Raw genomic sequence first — 16,612 nt, 5'->3', positions numbered from 1 at the left:
AATTATGGCTTCCTATAAATTTGAAAAACGAATCAACATCATGCTCAAAACCGTTATAGTTATGCGTTACAAAAATATCTTGCTATTCATTTTCACCTTTTTTATAACTGGGCAAATATTTGCACAAAAAAGAACAACGAGTGTAAAAGGCTACTATAGAAAAGACGGCACCTATGTGAGACCGCATACAAGAACATATAATGCAGGCAGCAGTTCTTATTCTTCCGGTTCATACAGTCCTACATATGTAAATAAGGACACGGCTCAAAACATTCCGTTGACAGGGCTACAAATGGAGCCTCTTACAAAAAAAGAATATCAAACAACAACAGCTAACTCCAAGTATCAAAAAGGTGTAAAAATCTCCCCCTCAACTTTGCAAATAGACTGCGAGCCCGAATATCAAGATGCAACTATTATAAGCGACACAATTAAAGCCAAACAGGAAATACGCAATAACAGCCTTGTTATTTATATTTCTGTGCTTAGGTATAATGATAAGGCTATTGACATTTGCCCAATAACAAGAAACTATTCCGGAGACTGGGACTTTAATAAAGTACAGCACAGATTTATTAAAACAGCAATAACTGCTGAGCAAGCATTACAATTAGTTGCTGATTATGAGTGGATAATTAGCGGAGAAGAATTAAAAAAAGATTTTTCTTACGATTATTTTTCAAGCAAAGGTTTTCCTAAATACCTGACAAAAACTATAGAAGTTATGAAGCTAAAATAAGCACCATTAGTAATAAGTGGTTTTGCTATAAGGAATATTCTATACCCACCAATGCCATGCCGTTGGTAGTTACAGTTTTATAAAAACAGGAAAAACCCTGTTTGCAAATTTCAATTTATTCATTTAAATTAGCTACGTATAGCCACCACCTATACGTTAACCACTTTAACGAATCATTAAACTTGTATACGCTACTCTGCTAAGCAATTAATTAATATACTTATACTATCCGTAACTATTAAATAGTTATTCAATAGTTACACTAATCTACATGTTGCCTGCAAGTTAGCGTGACACATACCAAAAAACTTAAAATATGGAAGGGAATATTTTATTAACCACTCAGGTTTACGGAGTCTCTAATGAACAAGTTGAAACATATATCGAAAGAGAAGAAGTAGATCAACGGTTTGTTGATGCTATTAGCAGAAATAAGCACATAATTATATATGGAGCATCTAAACAAGGTAAAACAGCACTTACAAACAAACATCTTTTTCCGTTCAACTACATTAAGGTAAACTGTTCTCATAACACAACCCCTGTCGATATATATAAATCGATTATTCGGCAATTAAACATTGAATTTGAAGAATCCAAAGAAGTTTCTAATACATATGGAGGTGAAGCAAAAGTCGGAGCAAAGGCGACATTGAAAATTCCATTTTTTGGAAAAGGTGAAGCTTCAGGAGAAGTATCAGGAAAGGTTGAAAAAGAAGTAACAAAAAGTTATAAAACAATTGAATTCAACCTTGAACTAGCACAAGACATTTCCGAAATATTAAAACAAGTAAATTTTACAAAACGAATCATCTTAGAAAACTTTCACTACTTAACTGAAGAAACTCAGCAGCAACTTTCATATGACCTAAGGATATTTGAAGATTCAAATATCCTCTTTATTGTTTTAGGAATATGGAAGGAAAAAAATAGATTGGGTCAATTTAATGGTGACCTATTAGATAGACTATTTGAAATACCTGTAGAGCCTTGGAATAAGGAAGATTTAAAAAAGATTGCTAAGGAAGGTGAGCCACTTCTAAGTGTGGACTTTTCCGAAATTATTGATGAATTAATTGAAAAGTGTTTTGATAGCGTTGGGGTGTTTCAAGAACTATGTAAAGAATGCTGTCATGCAGCTCAAGTATTTAAAACAGGTTCTGACATTGTTGAAATAACTAAAGACCATCTTTTACTTGCAATTAATAAAAAACTTGAAGACTATTCAACAAGACACATTAGAAGTCTTGAAGTCTTTGCTGAGCAAAAAGCTAGAAATGCAGAAGAAACGCCATTATACATACCTTACTATTTTTTAAAAGTTTTATTTGATTGCGAGTATGATGAGATTACGGAAGGCTTTCGAAAATCAGTATTGTTGTCAAAAATAAAAAAAATACATCATAAGCCCGATAATGTTCGACCTTCCGATATTGGCTATTTTCTACAGACTTTAATATCAAACCAAGTTAAAAAAAGAATATCTCCTCCAATTTTTGATTTTGACCAAGGGACATCCTCAGTCAAAGTAATAGACTCTACCTTTCATTTTTTCATTCGTAATTGCAACAAAAAGGAGGTGTTTGATTTCATTCCAATTCCACCTGGTCTAAACTAAATGCCCAGCAGGCAACAGGCGGTTTGGCAATGTCGGATATATTCTCAGCCTTTTGTTCGTTAATTAGCTTCTGTTTCAGCTAATAAAATACTCATGAGCAATAGAATTAACAATGAACTTTTTAGCTTTATTTAGCAGAGGTTACGGGCTGACGATTTTCAAATACCACCACATCGCCAAGCCGTAACCAGTTATCCAATAACCGTACTTCTGAAAAGATATGAAAACCATATTCTGCATAATAATTTTCTTTTATTCGTATCCAGCCATCGGACAAGACAGCTTATCAATCGATACTTCCTTTAAACCGACTCCAGGCATAGCGCAACAAACTGTAATTGCAGACTCACCTAAATCTCCGGCAAAAGGCTCGTTTATCAAAAAAAAGATGAAAAAGCAAACGACAAAAAGAAAAGCTGAAGAACTAGTCAGTAAATCCGAACCCATCCAGCCTGCTGATACGCACAACCGGGATATGCCCATTATAATGACTGTAGTATTTGTTGCGGCCGCATTAATGGCTTTATCCTATATAGGTGTTACTAAAACAAATAACGATATTGATTCGAAAGAGGGTGATTTTATCTCGGATCAAATAAACAGGATATTGTTACCCAGGCGTGAGTATTATAGGAATTTTTACCTCAAATCAGCCGCGTGGAAACGAAAACGATACCTTGTACTTAAACGTGACAACTGGCGCTGTGCTCATTGTGGAGAAAAAGCTACCCAAGTTCATCATAAAAAATATGCAAAAAACAATATTGGCAAAGAACCAATAGAATGGCTGGAGGCCATTTGTAAATCCTGCCACGATGCTATACATTAGCAGGTTATTGTAATTTTATCCTCATGAACAATGTATTAAAATGGGGGTTCCGCTTACTGGGTGCAGGTTTTTTAGTATTTGTTGGTTATATGTTATTTACGGCATTAACCTTTTCATTTGATTTTGATAGCGACAAACATTACACAACACAGGATTTAATTGACAATTACCAGGCTAAAACAAAAGAGCTTAACGAACTGAAGGCTTATGTAAATAGCATTGTGCCAGCCAATACTATTGTGGATATCGAATTTGAAGACAATAAAAATCTTCGCTTTTTTCATGTAGCGAACAACCATACATCCGGCGATAACTGGAATATTAAAATAAATAACAAAAAGGTAGATTCACTGCTAAGTATGTTAGGCTGGACCCGGCAAACATTCAAGTTGCTGAAACAAAAACTGGATGCAGCCAATTGCATTTCGGTAAAAAGTGGTGAGCCCTTTACTATTGGCTTTCAACGCAGCGGTATGGGCAAGTATTATTACAATCTTTTTACAAAACCTATCTCTAAAGAAAATAGAAACAATTATAACGATAGCTGTACCTATATTACTTATAACGATACATTGGTATTAGAGTATGGAGGAGGTGCTGTTGGACCGCAATGTTTTCCAACTAAATAATCAACTGTTATTTCACCTCCTGCGGATACCGTTTTTCGGGAAACCCTGGTAATTGAGCTTTCCTAAAAACAAATACCCGCTATTTGAAAAACATACCGACCATATGAGTGCCGCCGTATATGTTATTCGTCAGTAAACAGTATCTACTTCATCTGAATATTTATCATACACTGTACTTATCTTTAAACCATGTTCTCTTTTTTTAAAAACCCTCCAACCCTGGTAAATACCGCCACACTCCAGCAAATGCTGGAGGAAATTCTTACGCCCCAACTGGCCCAACTGGGCTTAACCAAAACCGGTAAATATACCTGGCACGAGCATACGGTAAAAGAGATCAGGCGGGGGTTCTCCTACAGTTTATTAAAAGGCGGCTCGGCCACTTTAACCTGGGGCGTATGCCTTGATTTTTTACCCGTTATAGCCGGCAATAAGCTGGTGTATTATAAACCGGCCAGGCAATATTGCCACCACCTGTTTGAGTGGCCGGAAGCCTACTCCAACAATTTCTTAAAGGCCCAAACCGTTGTTGGTGGCACTGCTTCGCACTGGGGTGATAAAGAAGCGCGCAAGTCCATTACCGGTTTGTTTAACAGCCAGCTTCCTGTTATGAAAGCCTGGTTTAACAACGCCAACAGCATAGAAGCCCTGCTGGCCATAGCCCAAAAACAGGTCACAATTGGCACACCTTATACCCTGCACCATCCATCGCCGGATTATGTACTTGCCTTTTTATATGCCCGCTGCCAACAGCCGGAAAAAGCTATTGCTCTTTTTGACAGCTTACATCCTTCTGCGTTTGGTAACAACGATATACTGAAAGAAAAAATAAGAAAACAGTTGTTTTCTTTAGCCGGGGAAGCAAATAAGTAAACCGCCCATATTTTTATTTAAATTTCATTTGAAAAGATGATGAGAAGCATAACCCATACCTACCAGGCTAATCATGAACAATTGAATACTATTATAAACGGCTGGGATTTAATAGCGGATAACGGTGATATTGATTCACTGGCTGAAAAAATTTTAACCCGTCTTTATAAAGCAGCAAACCTTGAACCTATTAAAGGGATAATAGAAAGTGAACTGACCATTACTCAGGGTTTATTTAATGCGGAATTTAATACGGAAAACCTGGCGGCGGAGATTGTTTCATGGTGGCATACATAATTTCATCCCGCTGAAATACCGCCGGTAACAACATTGTTTAAATACAATGCTTTTCAATTATCTTACAGTTCTAATAACTACAAATAATCATGAAACAAGTATTGCTATCCTTTTTATTATTGGTTACCATAAAAGCGGCTACAGCGCAGGCTACCGGCCAGATAAGCTATAAAATTGATTTTTCGAGCGATAACCCCGATATGGCCATGGCCACCAGTATGATGGAGGGATCGACCATGGAACTGTTTTTTATGGCCGGCAAGGCCAGGGCCGATGTTAAGATGGGCGCTTTTATGGATATGAGCACGATTACCGACAGCAAAAGCGATAAATCCTTAATGCTGATGTCTGTAATGGGCCAAAAAATGGCGGTGGAAAATAAATTGTCCGAAGCCGATAAAGAAGCTGCAAAAAATGCCCCCAAAGCTGCCATTACCAAAGAAACCAAGGAGATCATCGGCTTTAAATGTACCAAGGCCACTATAAAAACTGAAGATGGCAAAGAGCTGGTTATTTGGTTTACTACCGAGTTAAATGCCAGCCTGGCCGGGCTGGAACAGTTTGCCAATATTGGGGTAAACGGGGTGCCTCTGGAGTTTGCCACCGAGCAAAATGGTATGAATGTTAAGTTTGTTGCCACTAAGTTTGATAAAAAAGTTGAGGAAAAAGTATTCAGCCTTACCGTTCCCGAAGGTTATACCGTAGTTACACCGGAAGAGCTGGAAAAAATGGGCACCCTGTAAACAATTATATTTTATAAAAACAAAACCCCGCAGTTTAAACTGCGGGGTTTTGTTTGGGCTTTCATTTAAGTCAGCAACAGACCATCATTATTTTATCGCGTAGTGTAACCACCGTTGGCAAAAATGGTTTGCCCGGTGATCCACCAGCCATCACTTACTAAAAACTGCACCAGCGGGGCAATATCCTTAATATCGGTAAGGCCACCCAGGGCTGCTGCCGATTTATGATAAGCTACCGCATCATCACTTTCCTGCCCGTAGAAGAACGGTGTATCCATTGGGCCGGGAGCTACCGCTGTTACCGAAATACCGCGACCACCAAACTCTTTGGAAGCTGCACGGGTAAAATGTTCCACCGGTGCTTTTAAACCTTCGTAGGTAGAGTATAAGCCGGTGTAAGCCGCCAGCAACGAGGTAACGATGGTACAGATCTTACCATTATCGTTTAGCTTTTTACCCGCTTCCTGGATAAAGAAGTAAGCCACTTTTGCGTTAATATCGCTCATGCTGTCGTACTCGGCCTCGGTAGTATCAACAAAAGGTTTTTTTAATACCTTACCCACGGTGTTAATGGCTATATCAATACCGCCGAATTTGGCTATCGCCGCATCAAACAGTTTGGTGATATTGTCTACCTGGGTCAGGTCGGATTGTACCAGGATGGCTTCCGCACCTGCTGCCTGCACATCGGCCAGGGTTTGTTCCGCATCGGCCTTAGTGCTTTCGCTGTTATAATGAATTACCAGTTTTGCGCCCTGGGCCGCAAAATTACGGCTCAATAAACCACCTAAGTTTTTGCCGCCGCCGGCCAGCAGGATCACTTTACCCTTTACATCATTTCTTGCCATAATATTTATTTTTTAATGTTTAACAAAGCTCGGTTAGCGTGAGGGCTGCATTGTGGTGAACTTTTCGGAAGTTTCAGGAGGTGGTCTTTATTTTATTGGCTTTACGAAAACCACCCGGGGTTTGGCCTGTCCATTTTTTAAAGAATTTGGAAAAGTTGGCAGGGTCGTAAGTAAGAATCATGGCCACCTGCGCCGCCGAAGTATTGGTATGTATGAGCAGGTGTTTGGCCTTGTCAATGATGCGGGCATCGTAGAAGTGGCAGGGGTGGTTGCCTTTTTCTTTTTGTATGGTATCGGTAAGGTGGGTATGTGATACGGCCAGCTCGCGGGCTATCTGGTTCAGTTCCATAAAGGCCGGGCTTTGGCCATTTACCACATCTTCAATGTGCTGGTCTAAAAAATCAAAATACTGCCGGGTTATTTCAATACCCCGCTTTTCTTTCCTGTTCTCCATATCAACCGGTTTAGCACTTACAAATTAAGCAACTATTAAAGTTCTGCCAAACAAAACATGTACAGGTGGTGAACTTTTCAGTTTTTTGATAGTGTTTCTTATAACAGCCAAAGCCTGCTGCTTAAAAGCAGCAGGCTTTGTTATTGAAGCTGGTATTGTTTGCTATGCAAAGCCTGCAACTTCGTAAACTTATGCTGTCGCCTTTGGCAATAAACCCTTGTCCTTTCCTTTTTAAGGATAGTAGAGTTTGCAGTAGCCCGGGCTGGTAACAAATGGCTATATGAAGCTTGCAGCTTTATTCCTATTCTATCGCCTTTCTTGATAACCCTTTATCCTTTCTTTTTTAAAGACAGTATAGTTGCAGCACCCAAGGCTGGTAACAAATGGCTATATGAAGCTTGCAGCTTTGTTCTTATTCTATCGCCTTTCTTGATAACCCTTTATCCTTTCTTTTTTAAAGACAGTATAGTTGCAGCACCCAAGGCTGGTAACAAATGGCTATACGAAGCTTGCAGCTTCGTATTCCTATTCTATCGCCTTTGGCGATAAACCTTTATCCTTTCTTTTTTAAAGACAGTATAGTTTGCAGCACCACGGAACTGGTAACAAAACCAAGCCCCACATAAAAGGACATGTTTACCTGCTGCCCCTCGTTAAAGAACAGGAAGGCCAGTATAATAGCATAAATAGGCTCCAGGTTAAAGGTAAGGTTCACCGTAAAGGCCGATATTTTTTTGAGTATTTCCGCAAACATTACATAGAGGCCCACGGTACATAAAAGCGCCAGTAAAAACAGGTAGATCATATCAGTGCCCGTGGGTATATACTGTTGCTGCGGGAAACAGTAATAGTATAAAGGAATTAATAGTGTTACACCAATGGCGCTGGCCGTCATTTGGTAAAAGATGATCTGTTTACTATCGTAATGCCGGACCAGTTTTTCGTTATAAATAGTATACAGCGCCGCAAAAGCCGATGATATAACGCCTAATAAAATACCCAGTTGATAGGACGCATCGAAATGAAAGATGAGGCTGATACCGATAAGCGTAAGCAGGCTTAAGGCCAGTTGTATAATATTGAATTTTTTGCGGTTGATAAGCGGCTCAAAGATGGCCGTAAAAAAACTGGTTAAACAGTAACATACTACCCCTATAGATATATTGGCGTATTTGATACTGCCGTAAAAGAATATCCAGTGTATGGCCAGCAACAGGCCCGTTTTACCGATACGCATTTTTTGAGCCCGGGTAGCCTGGCTGTTTACCTTAAACAGCTTAACCACAAAAAATAAGATAATAGCTGAAAGAAGTACCCGGTACCAGGTAAGCATTAGTTCGTTAACAGTGATCAGTTTTCCGAAAACACCGGTAAAGCCGGCCAGTATTACTGCAAGGTGCAGCATTAAATATGTTTTTTTCATATAAAAGTTATACTCCCGTTGCGCAAGAGCAGTTAAGTGAAAGCATTAAATAATTAAGTTGAAGGAGGGCATAGTGTTTACAGCCCGGCATAACCGGCCATAAGCAGGGCCCTGTGTAACATTCATTAAGGCGCTGGAGGGGAAAAACTTTTAATATGCTTATTTAACCTTGATTGGCTACAAATATAGACAATTGCATGATGCGGCCGTTCGTACCACGATACCCGTTTTTTAATAAATGCGTTACCGGCGGGTAATAGTGGTAATAATGAGGGCGGCATCGCCGGCAGGCCGGGTGCCACTATAGGGAAGACTTTTAACCTGGCCGCTCACCAATACGGCTATATTATTTTGCCTGAACTCCGCCGGCAGGTTACAGGGAAATAACCGGCTGTCAATGGTGTTTTGTTCGGCAATATAGTATTCGCCGTTTACCTGGTGAACAGTAGCCGCCTGGTTATTTATTTCGTACCGCACCGCGTTATCCCTGTAACAATCTGCTTTGGTATCTTTATTTTTTTTACAGGCCATGATGCCGCAAAGCAGCGCCAGGCAAAGTATGGCAGTTAGTGTATGTTTCATACCCGTTTTTTTAACTGACCATATACACCCCCATTTCGTTGCATAGATGCTTAAAAGCTCAAAGGCTGCCGGATTGCAGCGGCACTACGCCGAAGGGCCGGGCTCAGGGGTGGGTGGCGGAGTAGAGCGGAAAGCCGGGACTACAGCTGAGGAAAGAACGGGACGATGAGAGCCCCTGAATAGTATATAGACTTTAGTATAGAGGTTTTTAGTATAGAGATTTTAGTATGTAGTACAGAGATGGGAAGATTGATATGACCGTTTAAATAATACTGCGTTTTTTGGCATTTTTGATGCAGCGTTTTTTGACCCTGTTTTCGGGCATAAAAAAAGAGCTGCCGGGGCAACTCTTTCAAGATTTTTTTAGCAGTTCAGTATTACCTGCTGCCGATAGTGTAACGGGCAGAAACACCTACGTTAGCATCAAAACTGTTCCAGTAAGTAGGACCATCGATGATGAAAGTAGGACGGATGTCGGCCGATAAGTTCAAAGGAATTTTAGCGAATTTGTAGTCCACACCACCGGTTGGGAATAAACCTACACCAAAGCCTTTGTAATCTCTTTTGTTAGGACCATCGTAGCTGGAAAAAGCGTTATAACCCAATGCACCGCCACCTACGTACCAGCGTAAACCATCAACAGGGATGTTAAAGTGGTACTGGTAAGCTGCAGAGAAGGTTAAATACGTGGTATTGTAGCTGCTGGCCAGGTAACCAAAATCCTGGTTAGGACGTACACCCAGGTTTAACTCAATACCATGTGGCTCGCCTACAAAGAACTTATACGTAGCACCTACTCTTTCAAAATAGGAGGAGCTGAATTTAATACCAATGGCGCTTTTATAATCGCTTTGAGAAAATCCTGCCGCTGTTAATGCCAATACAAATGCTGATAAAAAAAACACTTTTTTCATATCCGTTAATTTTAAATGAACGATTAATTTTTGCAAAGTTAGCTCTATACTTCACTATAATAGAACCACTTATCAAAAACTGTTCCATTTATAACAAATTGTTAGCAGAAGAGTTTAAACCGGGCTTTTAGGTATTAATATTGTATTATATATGTTGCAACGCGGGCTGTTGAATATTTGTCTTGTAATGGCTGATAAGCAGCGGCTTGCCTATTAATTAACTATATTTGCATGTTTTTTATGAAATTAAGTAGCATACCTCAACGTTTTATGCTGTTTTTTGCCGTAGCGGCCCTGTTTGTAACAGTGGGCCAGGCATTTACCGTGTTACCGGCACTGGACAAAAAATCGGTATACGATGCCCTGCGGCTGGCAAAACTGGAGCCCATTGAGGCCCAGCTGGCGTTGGTACAAAACAGCAGCGATAACGAGAAACAGGCTTTTGAAGGTGCATTGCTGATGCGCAAATCGGGCCTTATTTCGGGACCGGCTAAAAAACTGAGTACATTTAAAGAAGGGAAAGAAAAACTGGAAGCGGCCATTGGCAGGGATAATGATAATACTGAGTTCCGGTTTTTGCGTTTACTGATACAGGAAAACGCACCCAATATTGTTAAGTATAAAAAGAACCTGGACGAGGATAAAGCGATGATCATTAAAGGTTATAAGAGCCTGCCGGCTGTGGTACAATCGGCTATTGTTACTTATAGCAAAACATCGAAGATCATTAGTCCGGATGATTTTAAATAAACCACCACAGGCAGCCACCAAGGTTATGACAAATAAAAAGGTATTAGCAATTTATTACACGCAAACAGGGCAGTTGTCGGAAATAATGGACAGCTTTACCCGCCCGCTTATACAGGCCGGGGTAAGTGTGGAAAAGTTGCTGGTACAGCCGGAGCAGCCCTTTGCTTTTCCCTGGAAAGCATCGGTTTTTTTTCATAAAATGCCGGATTGTGTGTTTTTACAGCCCGTACCCTTACAACCTTTTACACCTAAAGAGACAAAGTACGACCTGATATTGTTTGGCTACCAGCCCTGGTTTTTATCGCCCAGCCTGCCGGCCAACTCCATATTACAACACCCGGCTTTTAAAGCGGTTGCCGCCGGCACACCGGTAGTAACCATTAGCGGATGCCGCAATATGTGGCTGATAGCGCAGGAAAAAGTGAAGCTGCTGTTACAGCAGGCCAATGCCACACTGGTGGGTAATATTGCTATTGTGGACCGCCATAATAATTATGTAAGCCTGGTGACCATTATACACTGGTTATTATATGGCCGTACAGACAGGAAATGGGGCATTTTTCCAAAGCCCGGTGTTACACCCGCAGATATTGAGCATGCATCGGTTTTTGGCAGTACTGTATTACAACACCTGGACCAGGAGAACTGGGGCGGGCTTCAGCCCGCACTGGTGGCGCAGAAAGCGGTAAAAGTGCATTATCACCTGATGTTTTTTGAACATAAAGGCGCCCACCTTTTCCCGATATGGGCCAAACAGATCAATAAAAGAAAAAAAAACAGGGCCGCTTGGGTAACCGCATTTAAGTATTACCTTTTGTTTGCTTTATGCGTGGTGGCGCCCACCCTGTATGTAGTGGACTTTTTTTTGTTCCGCATATTTAAATTAAAACGTATTAAAAAACAGCAACAATATTATTCCGGAGTAGCATTAAAATAAGATCATGTCGTTGAAAGAAGTTTATATTACCAACACCTCGCATTTTTTACCAAATGAGCCTGTATCAAATGATGATATTGAGGAGTACCTGGGTTACATTAATAACAAACCGTCCAAATCGAAAAGATTAATATTACGTAATAACGGTATTACGAAAAGGTATTACGCTATTGATAAAAACGGGGTGAGTACCCATACCAATGCGCAGATGGTGGCGCAGGCGGTACGCAAATTGTTTCCTAACCCTGCCGAGGGGCTAAAGACCATTGATCTTATTTCATGCGGCACATCCTCACCCGACCAGCTGATGCCTTCGCACGGCGTGATGGTGCATGGTGAATTGCCGGAAACCGGTGTAATTGAAGTAGTATCGCCATCCGGTGTTTGCTGTGCCGGTATGCATGCGCTGAAGTATGCCTATATGAGCGTACGCACAGGCGAAGCTACCCAGGCTGTAGCCAGCGGATCGGAAAGATTATCCCGCACCATGCGTGCCGAGATGTTTGACGATGAAGCCGCCAAACTGGAAGCCCTGGAAGAGAACCCCTATATTGGTTTTGAAAAAGAGTTCCTGCGCTGGATGTTATCGGACGGCGCCGGGGTGGTATTAATGAGCGATAAGCCGAATACCGATGGGCTTAGCCTGCGTATTGACTGGCTGGACGGTGTATCCTTTGCCAAAGAGCTGGACCCCTGTATGTATATGGGCAGCGATAAGGATGAGAACGGCACCCTGATCAGCTATAAGGATTATTCGCCCGAAGACCTGATAGGCAAATCGATCATGAGCATTAAACAGGATGTAAAACAACTGGGCGAATTTGTAGTGCCGCTGGGCATTACCAAAATGCGGGAAGCCATGGAGAAACATGGTTTACAGAGCAGTGAAATTGATTGGTTTTTACCACATATGAGCAGCAACTTTTTCCGCAGCAAAATATTTGACGAGATCAATAAACAAAATATTCCTATCCCTTACGAAAAATGGTTTGTTAACCTGCCTAACGTAGGGAATGTTGGCGCAGCATCCATTTATTTAATGATGGACGAACTTTTCCATAGCGGCCAGCTGAAAAAAGGCGAGAAGATATTTTTACTGGTGCCGGAAAGCTCCCGTTTTTCCTATATGTACGGTTTGCTCACGGTAGTTTAACCGGCAATTATAAATGTTTACAACATAAAAAAAAAGCATATCAAAACGATATGCTTTTTTGTTTAACCAGCTGCAGTACCCTGATGAAACCTGTGTTGCGACGCTCCGTTTAACAGCAGTGCTACCAGCGGCTTTTTTATTTATTTAATTTATAATACACGATAACAGGCATTTCTCTTTCTGCCTTTTCCACCACCAGGCCCAGCGCTTCTATTGATTTTATAATGCCGGCAAAGTCCCGCTGCTCCACATCTGTTTTAATATCGTAGTATCCTGCCAGCCCTGTTTCATCAACAACCGGTAAACCGAGTTCGTTGGACAGGTAATTATCGGCAAAATCCTTTAACGTCACTTTGGTGCCGGTATAACCCCGGCCGCTGAAACCCATAGAGCTGGTTGCAGCAACAGATGGCATAATAGTAAGGGTTGCACCCGGCTTTTGTTTGAGCACATATACCGGTATTACTTTTTTTTCCGGCCTGGCCTGCACCGGTAAATGATTGTTGAGGTATTGCCGGAGTATACTATGCAGGCTGTCTTCTTTCCCCGGCGGTACCAGTATGTCCACACAGTATAAAGCGCTTTTATCATTGTTATCGTGGCCGTTTACGTCAGCTTCGGTTACACCGCCTTCGTACAACTCCTGCTTTCCGTAAGATTTAATGCCATAGACCGCCCGGTACAGTAAACCGATCGTTACATTAAACCAGGAAGCACGCCGATTACCATATACCGGATGGTCCCAGTAAAGTTTGCCCATGCTGCGTTGCCCTTTTTTATAACCCCTGATGGTAAAACTATGGGGCATTAAAGAGTCCACCCCAAACTCATCTTTACCCGAAGCAATAAGTGTTTCTTTAATACCTGCGCTCATTTTCACCGTATCGCCTTTTAGTACGGCCTGTAACAACTGCGCATTGATAGAGTCGGTCCTTACCATGGCCACAATTCTTTTAGCCGGGTTTACAATAATACTCTGGCCCACGTAAGCCAGGCCCAGCATATTATACAGGGTATAACTGGTGTCGGTAGCCAGCCATATAGCCGAGGGTTTGTTTTGCAAATACTTTTTCTTTCTTGCCTCATTATCATCGGAAACAGCAATTACCTGTATTTTACCGGCAAATTGTTGTTGCAGTTTTGCCAGCGAATCCATCTCGGGAATGCAGGGACTGCACCAGGTGCCCCAGAAGTTAAGAATGTAAAACTTATTGTCCTTTGCTTTACCCAGGTAAAACTCCTTTACCGGCGCATTACTGATATTATTAATGACCATATCGGGAAAAGCGCTGCCGGTGGTTAACAGCGGCTCCTGTGCTGTTGCCTGCAGTACATAAAACAGGAGGGCGATGGTGATAAACTTTTTCATGTCTTTATTTTTACCAAATGTCCACCCCCTTTTGCTGCCGCAGCGTTAAGCGCCTGTTACCGAATGTTATTGTTTGTTAACGGTCCGGGGAAGCTTTTTACAAGTTTTATATTTGTAGTATGGTAAAAAATATCCGGTTATTATTAACGATCTGCCTGCTGGCCATAGGCGGGGTGATTGTTTTACAGTTTTACTGGATAAAGAATTATTACCGCAGCGCCCTGTTTAATTTTGAGAGGCAGGTGAACCTGGTGTTTGAAGATGCGATACGGGAGGAGTTCCGGCTTCGTTGTGATACTGTTGAGCAGTTGTTGACGGAACAACTGATGGATACCACCGCCTTTGTAATCAGCAGCAAAACCTTCGCTACTTTAAAGGGCATGGTTCATCATATTTATAGCGCTAAAGATAAAAAAGATCATACCTCTTTCAGCTCCCTCAATTTACCCGACTCCCTAAGAGCCGGTGATACCGCTTATAAACGGAAAATAGCCCGGCAGTATGCCCGTAACCTGCGTACTGAAGACCTGGAGAATCATGTGGTGTATTTCCGTATTCAAAGCCTGGGACATTTTGTACAGGATAAGGTTAAAGCCTATAGTTTTGATACGGCCCGCTTACGCTCCGTATTGCTGCGGCACCTGGCGCAGCAAAATATTCATACCCGTTTTCATTTTTACACGGCCGCAAACGATAGCCTGTCGCATTATATTAAAACACCGGCTACATGGTTAAAAGCCGGATCTGTTGTTACCAAAGCCCTGCCCACCTATAAGTGGTGGGCACCTAAAGAGCAGTATGTACGGGCCGTGTTTGACAACCCGGTGGGTTATGTTTTTGTACAGATGAAATGGGTTTTAGCCGGCTCGGTATTGCTGGTTATTTTAGTGGCGCTGGTGACCTGGTTATTATTGAAGGCCTTGTTTTATGAAAAAAAACTGGCTGTTATCAAGAACGATTTTGTAAACAATATTACCCACGAGTTAAAAACACCCGTAGCTACCATTGCCGCGGCCATTGAAGCATTACAGGATGATGATACCAGTAAGCAACAACAGCAACGTTACCTGGAGCATGCCGCTAATGAAACAAAACGCTTGGGAGGACTTATCGATCATATACTGGATATTTCGGTATATGATAAAACATTAACGGTACAGCGACAAAATATTCCGGTAGCCGGCAGCCTGCAGGCAATTATAGAGCGGCTACAAATAGCTTCCGGTAAAAAGGTTAATTACCGTTTTAACAATGAAACCAATGTAGCGGTTATACCTGCTGACCCCGAACTTTTTAACCAGGCACTTACCAATGTGCTGGACAATGCCGTGAAGTATTCTGGAGAAGCTGTGCATATAGCTATTACCTGTACTGCTGACGATAAGTATTTTTATATGTATTGCAGGGATAGTGGGGAAGGCATTGCTGCCGATTCGCTGCCGCATGTATTTGATAAGTTTTACCGGGAGCCTAAACCTAACCATGCGGTTAAGGGGTATGGACTGGGATTGAATTTTGTGCTGCAGATCATGAAAGCACACCAGGGAAAAATTGAGATCAAAAGCACCAAAGGGAAAGGCACCACCGTTATTTTATCATGGCCATTATGAGTGCAGAAAAAGTTTTATTTATTGAGGACGAACCTGCCCTGGCAGAAATAGTGAAAGAAAGCCTGGAAGCAAAAGGCTTTGAGGTATGCCATGCGCCTACTGTTTCCAGGGCCATGCTTTTATACCGTCAGCATAACCCCGATATTATTATAGCCGATGTCATGTTGCCGGACGGCAGTGGCTTTGATTTTATACAGGAACTGAGAAAGGCCGATGCCTATACACCCGTTATTTTTCTTACCTCCCGCTCACAAACCGATGATGTAGTAAAAGGTTTTGAATTAGGCGGCAACGATTACCTGAAAAAGCCGTTCAGTATTGCCGAACTGGTGGTGCGGATGAAATCGTTGTTACGTAAAGAAAACAGTGCGGTTATCAGATCTGCCGAAGCCCGGGTATGGGTATTCGGCGCCTTCCGCTTTCATTATCCGGCAGGTGAATTATTATACGGCAAACAAAAAAAGCAGCTCACCTCCCGCGAAGCCGACCTGTTACAGTTGTTATTGTTGAACCGCAACGAAGCCCTGCAACGTAATTACCTGTTGCAAACCTTATGGGGCAATACCGATTATTTTTCGGGCAGAAGCCTGGACGTGTTCATAAGCAAGATCAGGAAATATCTTAGTACCGATAGTAGTGTAAAGATTATTAATGTAAGAGGGATCGGTTATAAGATGATTTATTAAAAATATTCGCCACAGAGTTGCACAGCGGTTTTCACGGAGTTACACGGAGAAAGATGCAGAGACCCTTTTATTAATTGGCTTTTATTAAATGTGCATTAATTACAGAGGGAAACTCAGCGGTACGCTGTGAACCAACTCTGGGGTACGCTGTGGTTCAA

18 protein-coding genes are annotated in these 16,612 nt (G+C 41.7%); 12 read left to right on the top strand and 6 right to left on the bottom strand.

Going from position 1 to position 16,612, the window contains the following annotated elements; genetic code table 11:
• Nucleotides 1-4 precede the first annotated feature (4 nt).
• The 7 genes from ACFS6H_RS04735 to ACFS6H_RS04705 all read left to right on the top strand — a co-directional run bounded on the left by ACFS6H_RS04735 (nucleotide 5) and on the right by ACFS6H_RS04705 (nucleotide 5,728).
• Nucleotides 5-739, top strand: coding sequence for a hypothetical protein (locus tag ACFS6H_RS04735; RefSeq protein WP_386095755.1), 735 nt, complete (start codon nucleotides 5-7; stop codon nucleotides 737-739).
• Nucleotides 740-1,055: 316 nt separating this feature from the next.
• A complete protein-coding gene (locus ACFS6H_RS04730) occupies nucleotides 1,056-2,357 on the top strand; it encodes a hypothetical protein (RefSeq protein WP_386095752.1) in 1,302 nt (433 codons plus the stop codon).
• Nucleotides 2,358-2,577: 220 nt separating this feature from the next.
• Complete coding sequence (locus tag ACFS6H_RS04725; protein ID WP_386095749.1) at nucleotides 2,578-3,186, top strand: HNH endonuclease; 609 nt, start codon at nucleotides 2,578-2,580, stop codon at nucleotides 3,184-3,186.
• Nucleotides 3,187-3,209: 23 nt separating this feature from the next.
• Complete coding sequence (locus ACFS6H_RS04720; protein WP_386095746.1) at nucleotides 3,210-3,815, top strand: hypothetical protein; 606 nt, start codon at nucleotides 3,210-3,212, stop codon at nucleotides 3,813-3,815.
• Nucleotides 3,816-4,004: 189 nt separating this feature from the next.
• On the top strand, nucleotides 4,005-4,688 hold the full coding sequence (locus tag ACFS6H_RS04715; protein ID WP_386095743.1) for a hypothetical protein: 684 nt from the start codon (nucleotides 4,005-4,007) through the stop codon (nucleotides 4,686-4,688).
• A gap of 36 nt (nucleotides 4,689-4,724) precedes the next feature.
• A complete protein-coding gene (locus ACFS6H_RS04710) occupies nucleotides 4,725-4,985 on the top strand; it encodes a hypothetical protein (RefSeq protein ID WP_386095740.1) in 261 nt (86 codons plus the stop codon).
• An 89-nt stretch (nucleotides 4,986-5,074) separates the two neighbouring features.
• Complete coding sequence (locus ACFS6H_RS04705; protein WP_386095737.1) at nucleotides 5,075-5,728, top strand: hypothetical protein; 654 nt, start codon at nucleotides 5,075-5,077, stop codon at nucleotides 5,726-5,728.
• A 92-nt stretch (nucleotides 5,729-5,820) separates the two neighbouring features.
• On the opposite strand, the gene ACFS6H_RS04700 is transcribed toward ACFS6H_RS04705, so the two are convergent.
• From ACFS6H_RS04700 to ACFS6H_RS04680, 5 genes are all read right to left on the bottom strand, one after another.
• The gene (locus ACFS6H_RS04700; RefSeq protein ID WP_386095734.1) at nucleotides 5,821-6,576 is read right to left on the bottom strand and encodes an SDR family oxidoreductase; all 756 of its coding nucleotides are present in this window, start codon (nucleotides 6,574-6,576) and stop codon (nucleotides 5,821-5,823) included.
• Between the two features lie 73 nt (nucleotides 6,577-6,649).
• Nucleotides 6,650-7,030 (bottom strand): helix-turn-helix domain-containing protein, encoded by a 381-nt coding sequence (locus ACFS6H_RS04695; RefSeq protein ID WP_386095731.1) that lies wholly within the window; start codon nucleotides 7,028-7,030, stop codon nucleotides 6,650-6,652.
• A 553-nt stretch (nucleotides 7,031-7,583) separates the two neighbouring features.
• Nucleotides 7,584-8,453 (bottom strand): DMT family transporter, encoded by an 870-nt coding sequence (locus ACFS6H_RS04690; RefSeq protein WP_386095728.1) that lies wholly within the window; start codon nucleotides 8,451-8,453, stop codon nucleotides 7,584-7,586.
• A gap of 243 nt (nucleotides 8,454-8,696) precedes the next feature.
• Complete coding sequence (locus tag ACFS6H_RS04685) at nucleotides 8,697-9,035, bottom strand: hypothetical protein (protein WP_386095725.1); 339 nt, start codon at nucleotides 9,033-9,035, stop codon at nucleotides 8,697-8,699.
• 377 nt (nucleotides 9,036-9,412) lie between these two features.
• Nucleotides 9,413-9,949 carry a hypothetical protein gene (locus ACFS6H_RS04680; protein ID WP_386095722.1) on the bottom strand — a complete coding sequence of 179 codons (537 nt, stop codon included), beginning with the start codon at nucleotides 9,947-9,949 and terminating at the stop codon, nucleotides 9,413-9,415.
• 240 nt (nucleotides 9,950-10,189) lie between these two features.
• Between ACFS6H_RS04680 and ACFS6H_RS04675 the strand changes: the two genes are divergently transcribed.
• Genes ACFS6H_RS04675 through ACFS6H_RS04665 form a run of 3 tightly spaced genes read left to right on the top strand, consistent with a single transcriptional unit; the run spans nucleotide 10,190 to nucleotide 12,789 of the window.
• Complete coding sequence (locus tag ACFS6H_RS04675) at nucleotides 10,190-10,699, top strand: hypothetical protein (RefSeq protein WP_386095719.1); 510 nt, start codon at nucleotides 10,190-10,192, stop codon at nucleotides 10,697-10,699.
• Nucleotides 10,700-10,724: 25 nt separating this feature from the next.
• Nucleotides 10,725-11,636, top strand: a complete 912-nt coding sequence (locus ACFS6H_RS04670) for a hypothetical protein (RefSeq protein WP_386095717.1) — start codon at nucleotides 10,725-10,727, stop codon at nucleotides 11,634-11,636.
• Nucleotides 11,637-11,640: 4 nt separating this feature from the next.
• Nucleotides 11,641-12,789: a beta-ketoacyl-ACP synthase III gene (locus tag ACFS6H_RS04665; RefSeq protein WP_386095714.1), complete on the top strand. Its 1,149-nt coding sequence runs from the start codon at nucleotides 11,641-11,643 to the stop codon at nucleotides 12,787-12,789.
• A 136-nt stretch (nucleotides 12,790-12,925) separates the two neighbouring features.
• Here ACFS6H_RS04665 and ACFS6H_RS04660 read toward each other — a convergent pair whose 3' ends face one another.
• A complete protein-coding gene (locus tag ACFS6H_RS04660; protein ID WP_386095711.1) occupies nucleotides 12,926-14,158 on the bottom strand; it encodes a redoxin domain-containing protein in 1,233 nt (410 codons plus the stop codon).
• 119 nt (nucleotides 14,159-14,277) lie between these two features.
• On the opposite strand from ACFS6H_RS04660, the gene ACFS6H_RS04655 reads away from it, so the two are divergent.
• Complete coding sequence (locus ACFS6H_RS04655; RefSeq protein WP_386095708.1) at nucleotides 14,278-15,768, top strand: sensor histidine kinase; 1,491 nt, start codon at nucleotides 14,278-14,280, stop codon at nucleotides 15,766-15,768.
• Nucleotides 15,765-16,454: a response regulator transcription factor gene (locus ACFS6H_RS04650; RefSeq protein ID WP_386095705.1), complete on the top strand. Its 690-nt coding sequence runs from the start codon at nucleotides 15,765-15,767 to the stop codon at nucleotides 16,452-16,454. The genes ACFS6H_RS04655 and ACFS6H_RS04650 overlap by 4 nt, the downstream gene beginning before the upstream one ends.
• Nucleotides 16,455-16,612: the final 158 nt, after the last annotated feature.

This window comes from Terrimonas rubra (assembly GCF_042686025.1).
In the GTDB taxonomy this organism is placed as follows: Bacteria; Bacteroidota; Bacteroidia; order Chitinophagales; family Chitinophagaceae; genus Terrimonas; species Terrimonas rubra.
The sequence above is the reverse complement of the archived record's forward strand: the minus strand, read 5'-3'. Positions and strand labels throughout refer to the sequence as shown.

Bases quoted from the DNA above. Each gene is read 5' to 3' on its own strand.
- ACFS6H_RS04735 (WP_386095755.1), top strand. From the start codon at position 5: ATGGCTTCCTATAAATTTGAAAAACGAATCAACATCATGCTCAAAACC.
- ACFS6H_RS04730 (WP_386095752.1), top strand. From the start codon at position 1,056: ATGGAAGGGAATATTTTATTAACCACTCAGGTTTACGGAGTCTCTAAT.
- ACFS6H_RS04725 (WP_386095749.1), top strand. From the start codon at position 2,578: ATGAAAACCATATTCTGCATAATAATTTTCTTTTATTCGTATCCAGCC.
- ACFS6H_RS04720 (WP_386095746.1), top strand. From the start codon at position 3,210: ATGAACAATGTATTAAAATGGGGGTTCCGCTTACTGGGTGCAGGTTTT.
- ACFS6H_RS04715 (WP_386095743.1), top strand. From the start codon at position 4,005: ATGTTCTCTTTTTTTAAAAACCCTCCAACCCTGGTAAATACCGCCACA.
- ACFS6H_RS04710 (WP_386095740.1), top strand. From the start codon at position 4,725: ATGATGAGAAGCATAACCCATACCTACCAGGCTAATCATGAACAATTG.
- ACFS6H_RS04705 (WP_386095737.1), top strand. From the start codon at position 5,075: ATGAAACAAGTATTGCTATCCTTTTTATTATTGGTTACCATAAAAGCG.
- ACFS6H_RS04700 (WP_386095734.1), bottom strand. From the start codon at position 6,576: ATGGCAAGAAATGATGTAAAGGGTAAAGTGATCCTGCTGGCCGGCGGC.
- ACFS6H_RS04695 (WP_386095731.1), bottom strand. From the start codon at position 7,030: ATGGAGAACAGGAAAGAAAAGCGGGGTATTGAAATAACCCGGCAGTAT.
- ACFS6H_RS04690 (WP_386095728.1), bottom strand. From the start codon at position 8,453: ATGAAAAAAACATATTTAATGCTGCACCTTGCAGTAATACTGGCCGGC.
- ACFS6H_RS04685 (WP_386095725.1), bottom strand. From the start codon at position 9,035: ATGAAACATACACTAACTGCCATACTTTGCCTGGCGCTGCTTTGCGGC.
- ACFS6H_RS04680 (WP_386095722.1), bottom strand. From the start codon at position 9,949: ATGAAAAAAGTGTTTTTTTTATCAGCATTTGTATTGGCATTAACAGCG.
- ACFS6H_RS04675 (WP_386095719.1), top strand. From the start codon at position 10,190: ATGAAATTAAGTAGCATACCTCAACGTTTTATGCTGTTTTTTGCCGTA.
- ACFS6H_RS04670 (WP_386095717.1), top strand. From the start codon at position 10,725: ATGACAAATAAAAAGGTATTAGCAATTTATTACACGCAAACAGGGCAG.
- ACFS6H_RS04665 (WP_386095714.1), top strand. From the start codon at position 11,641: ATGTCGTTGAAAGAAGTTTATATTACCAACACCTCGCATTTTTTACCA.
- ACFS6H_RS04660 (WP_386095711.1), bottom strand. From the start codon at position 14,158: ATGAAAAAGTTTATCACCATCGCCCTCCTGTTTTATGTACTGCAGGCA.
- ACFS6H_RS04655 (WP_386095708.1), top strand. From the start codon at position 14,278: ATGGTAAAAAATATCCGGTTATTATTAACGATCTGCCTGCTGGCCATA.
- ACFS6H_RS04650 (WP_386095705.1), top strand. From the start codon at position 15,765: ATGAGTGCAGAAAAAGTTTTATTTATTGAGGACGAACCTGCCCTGGCA.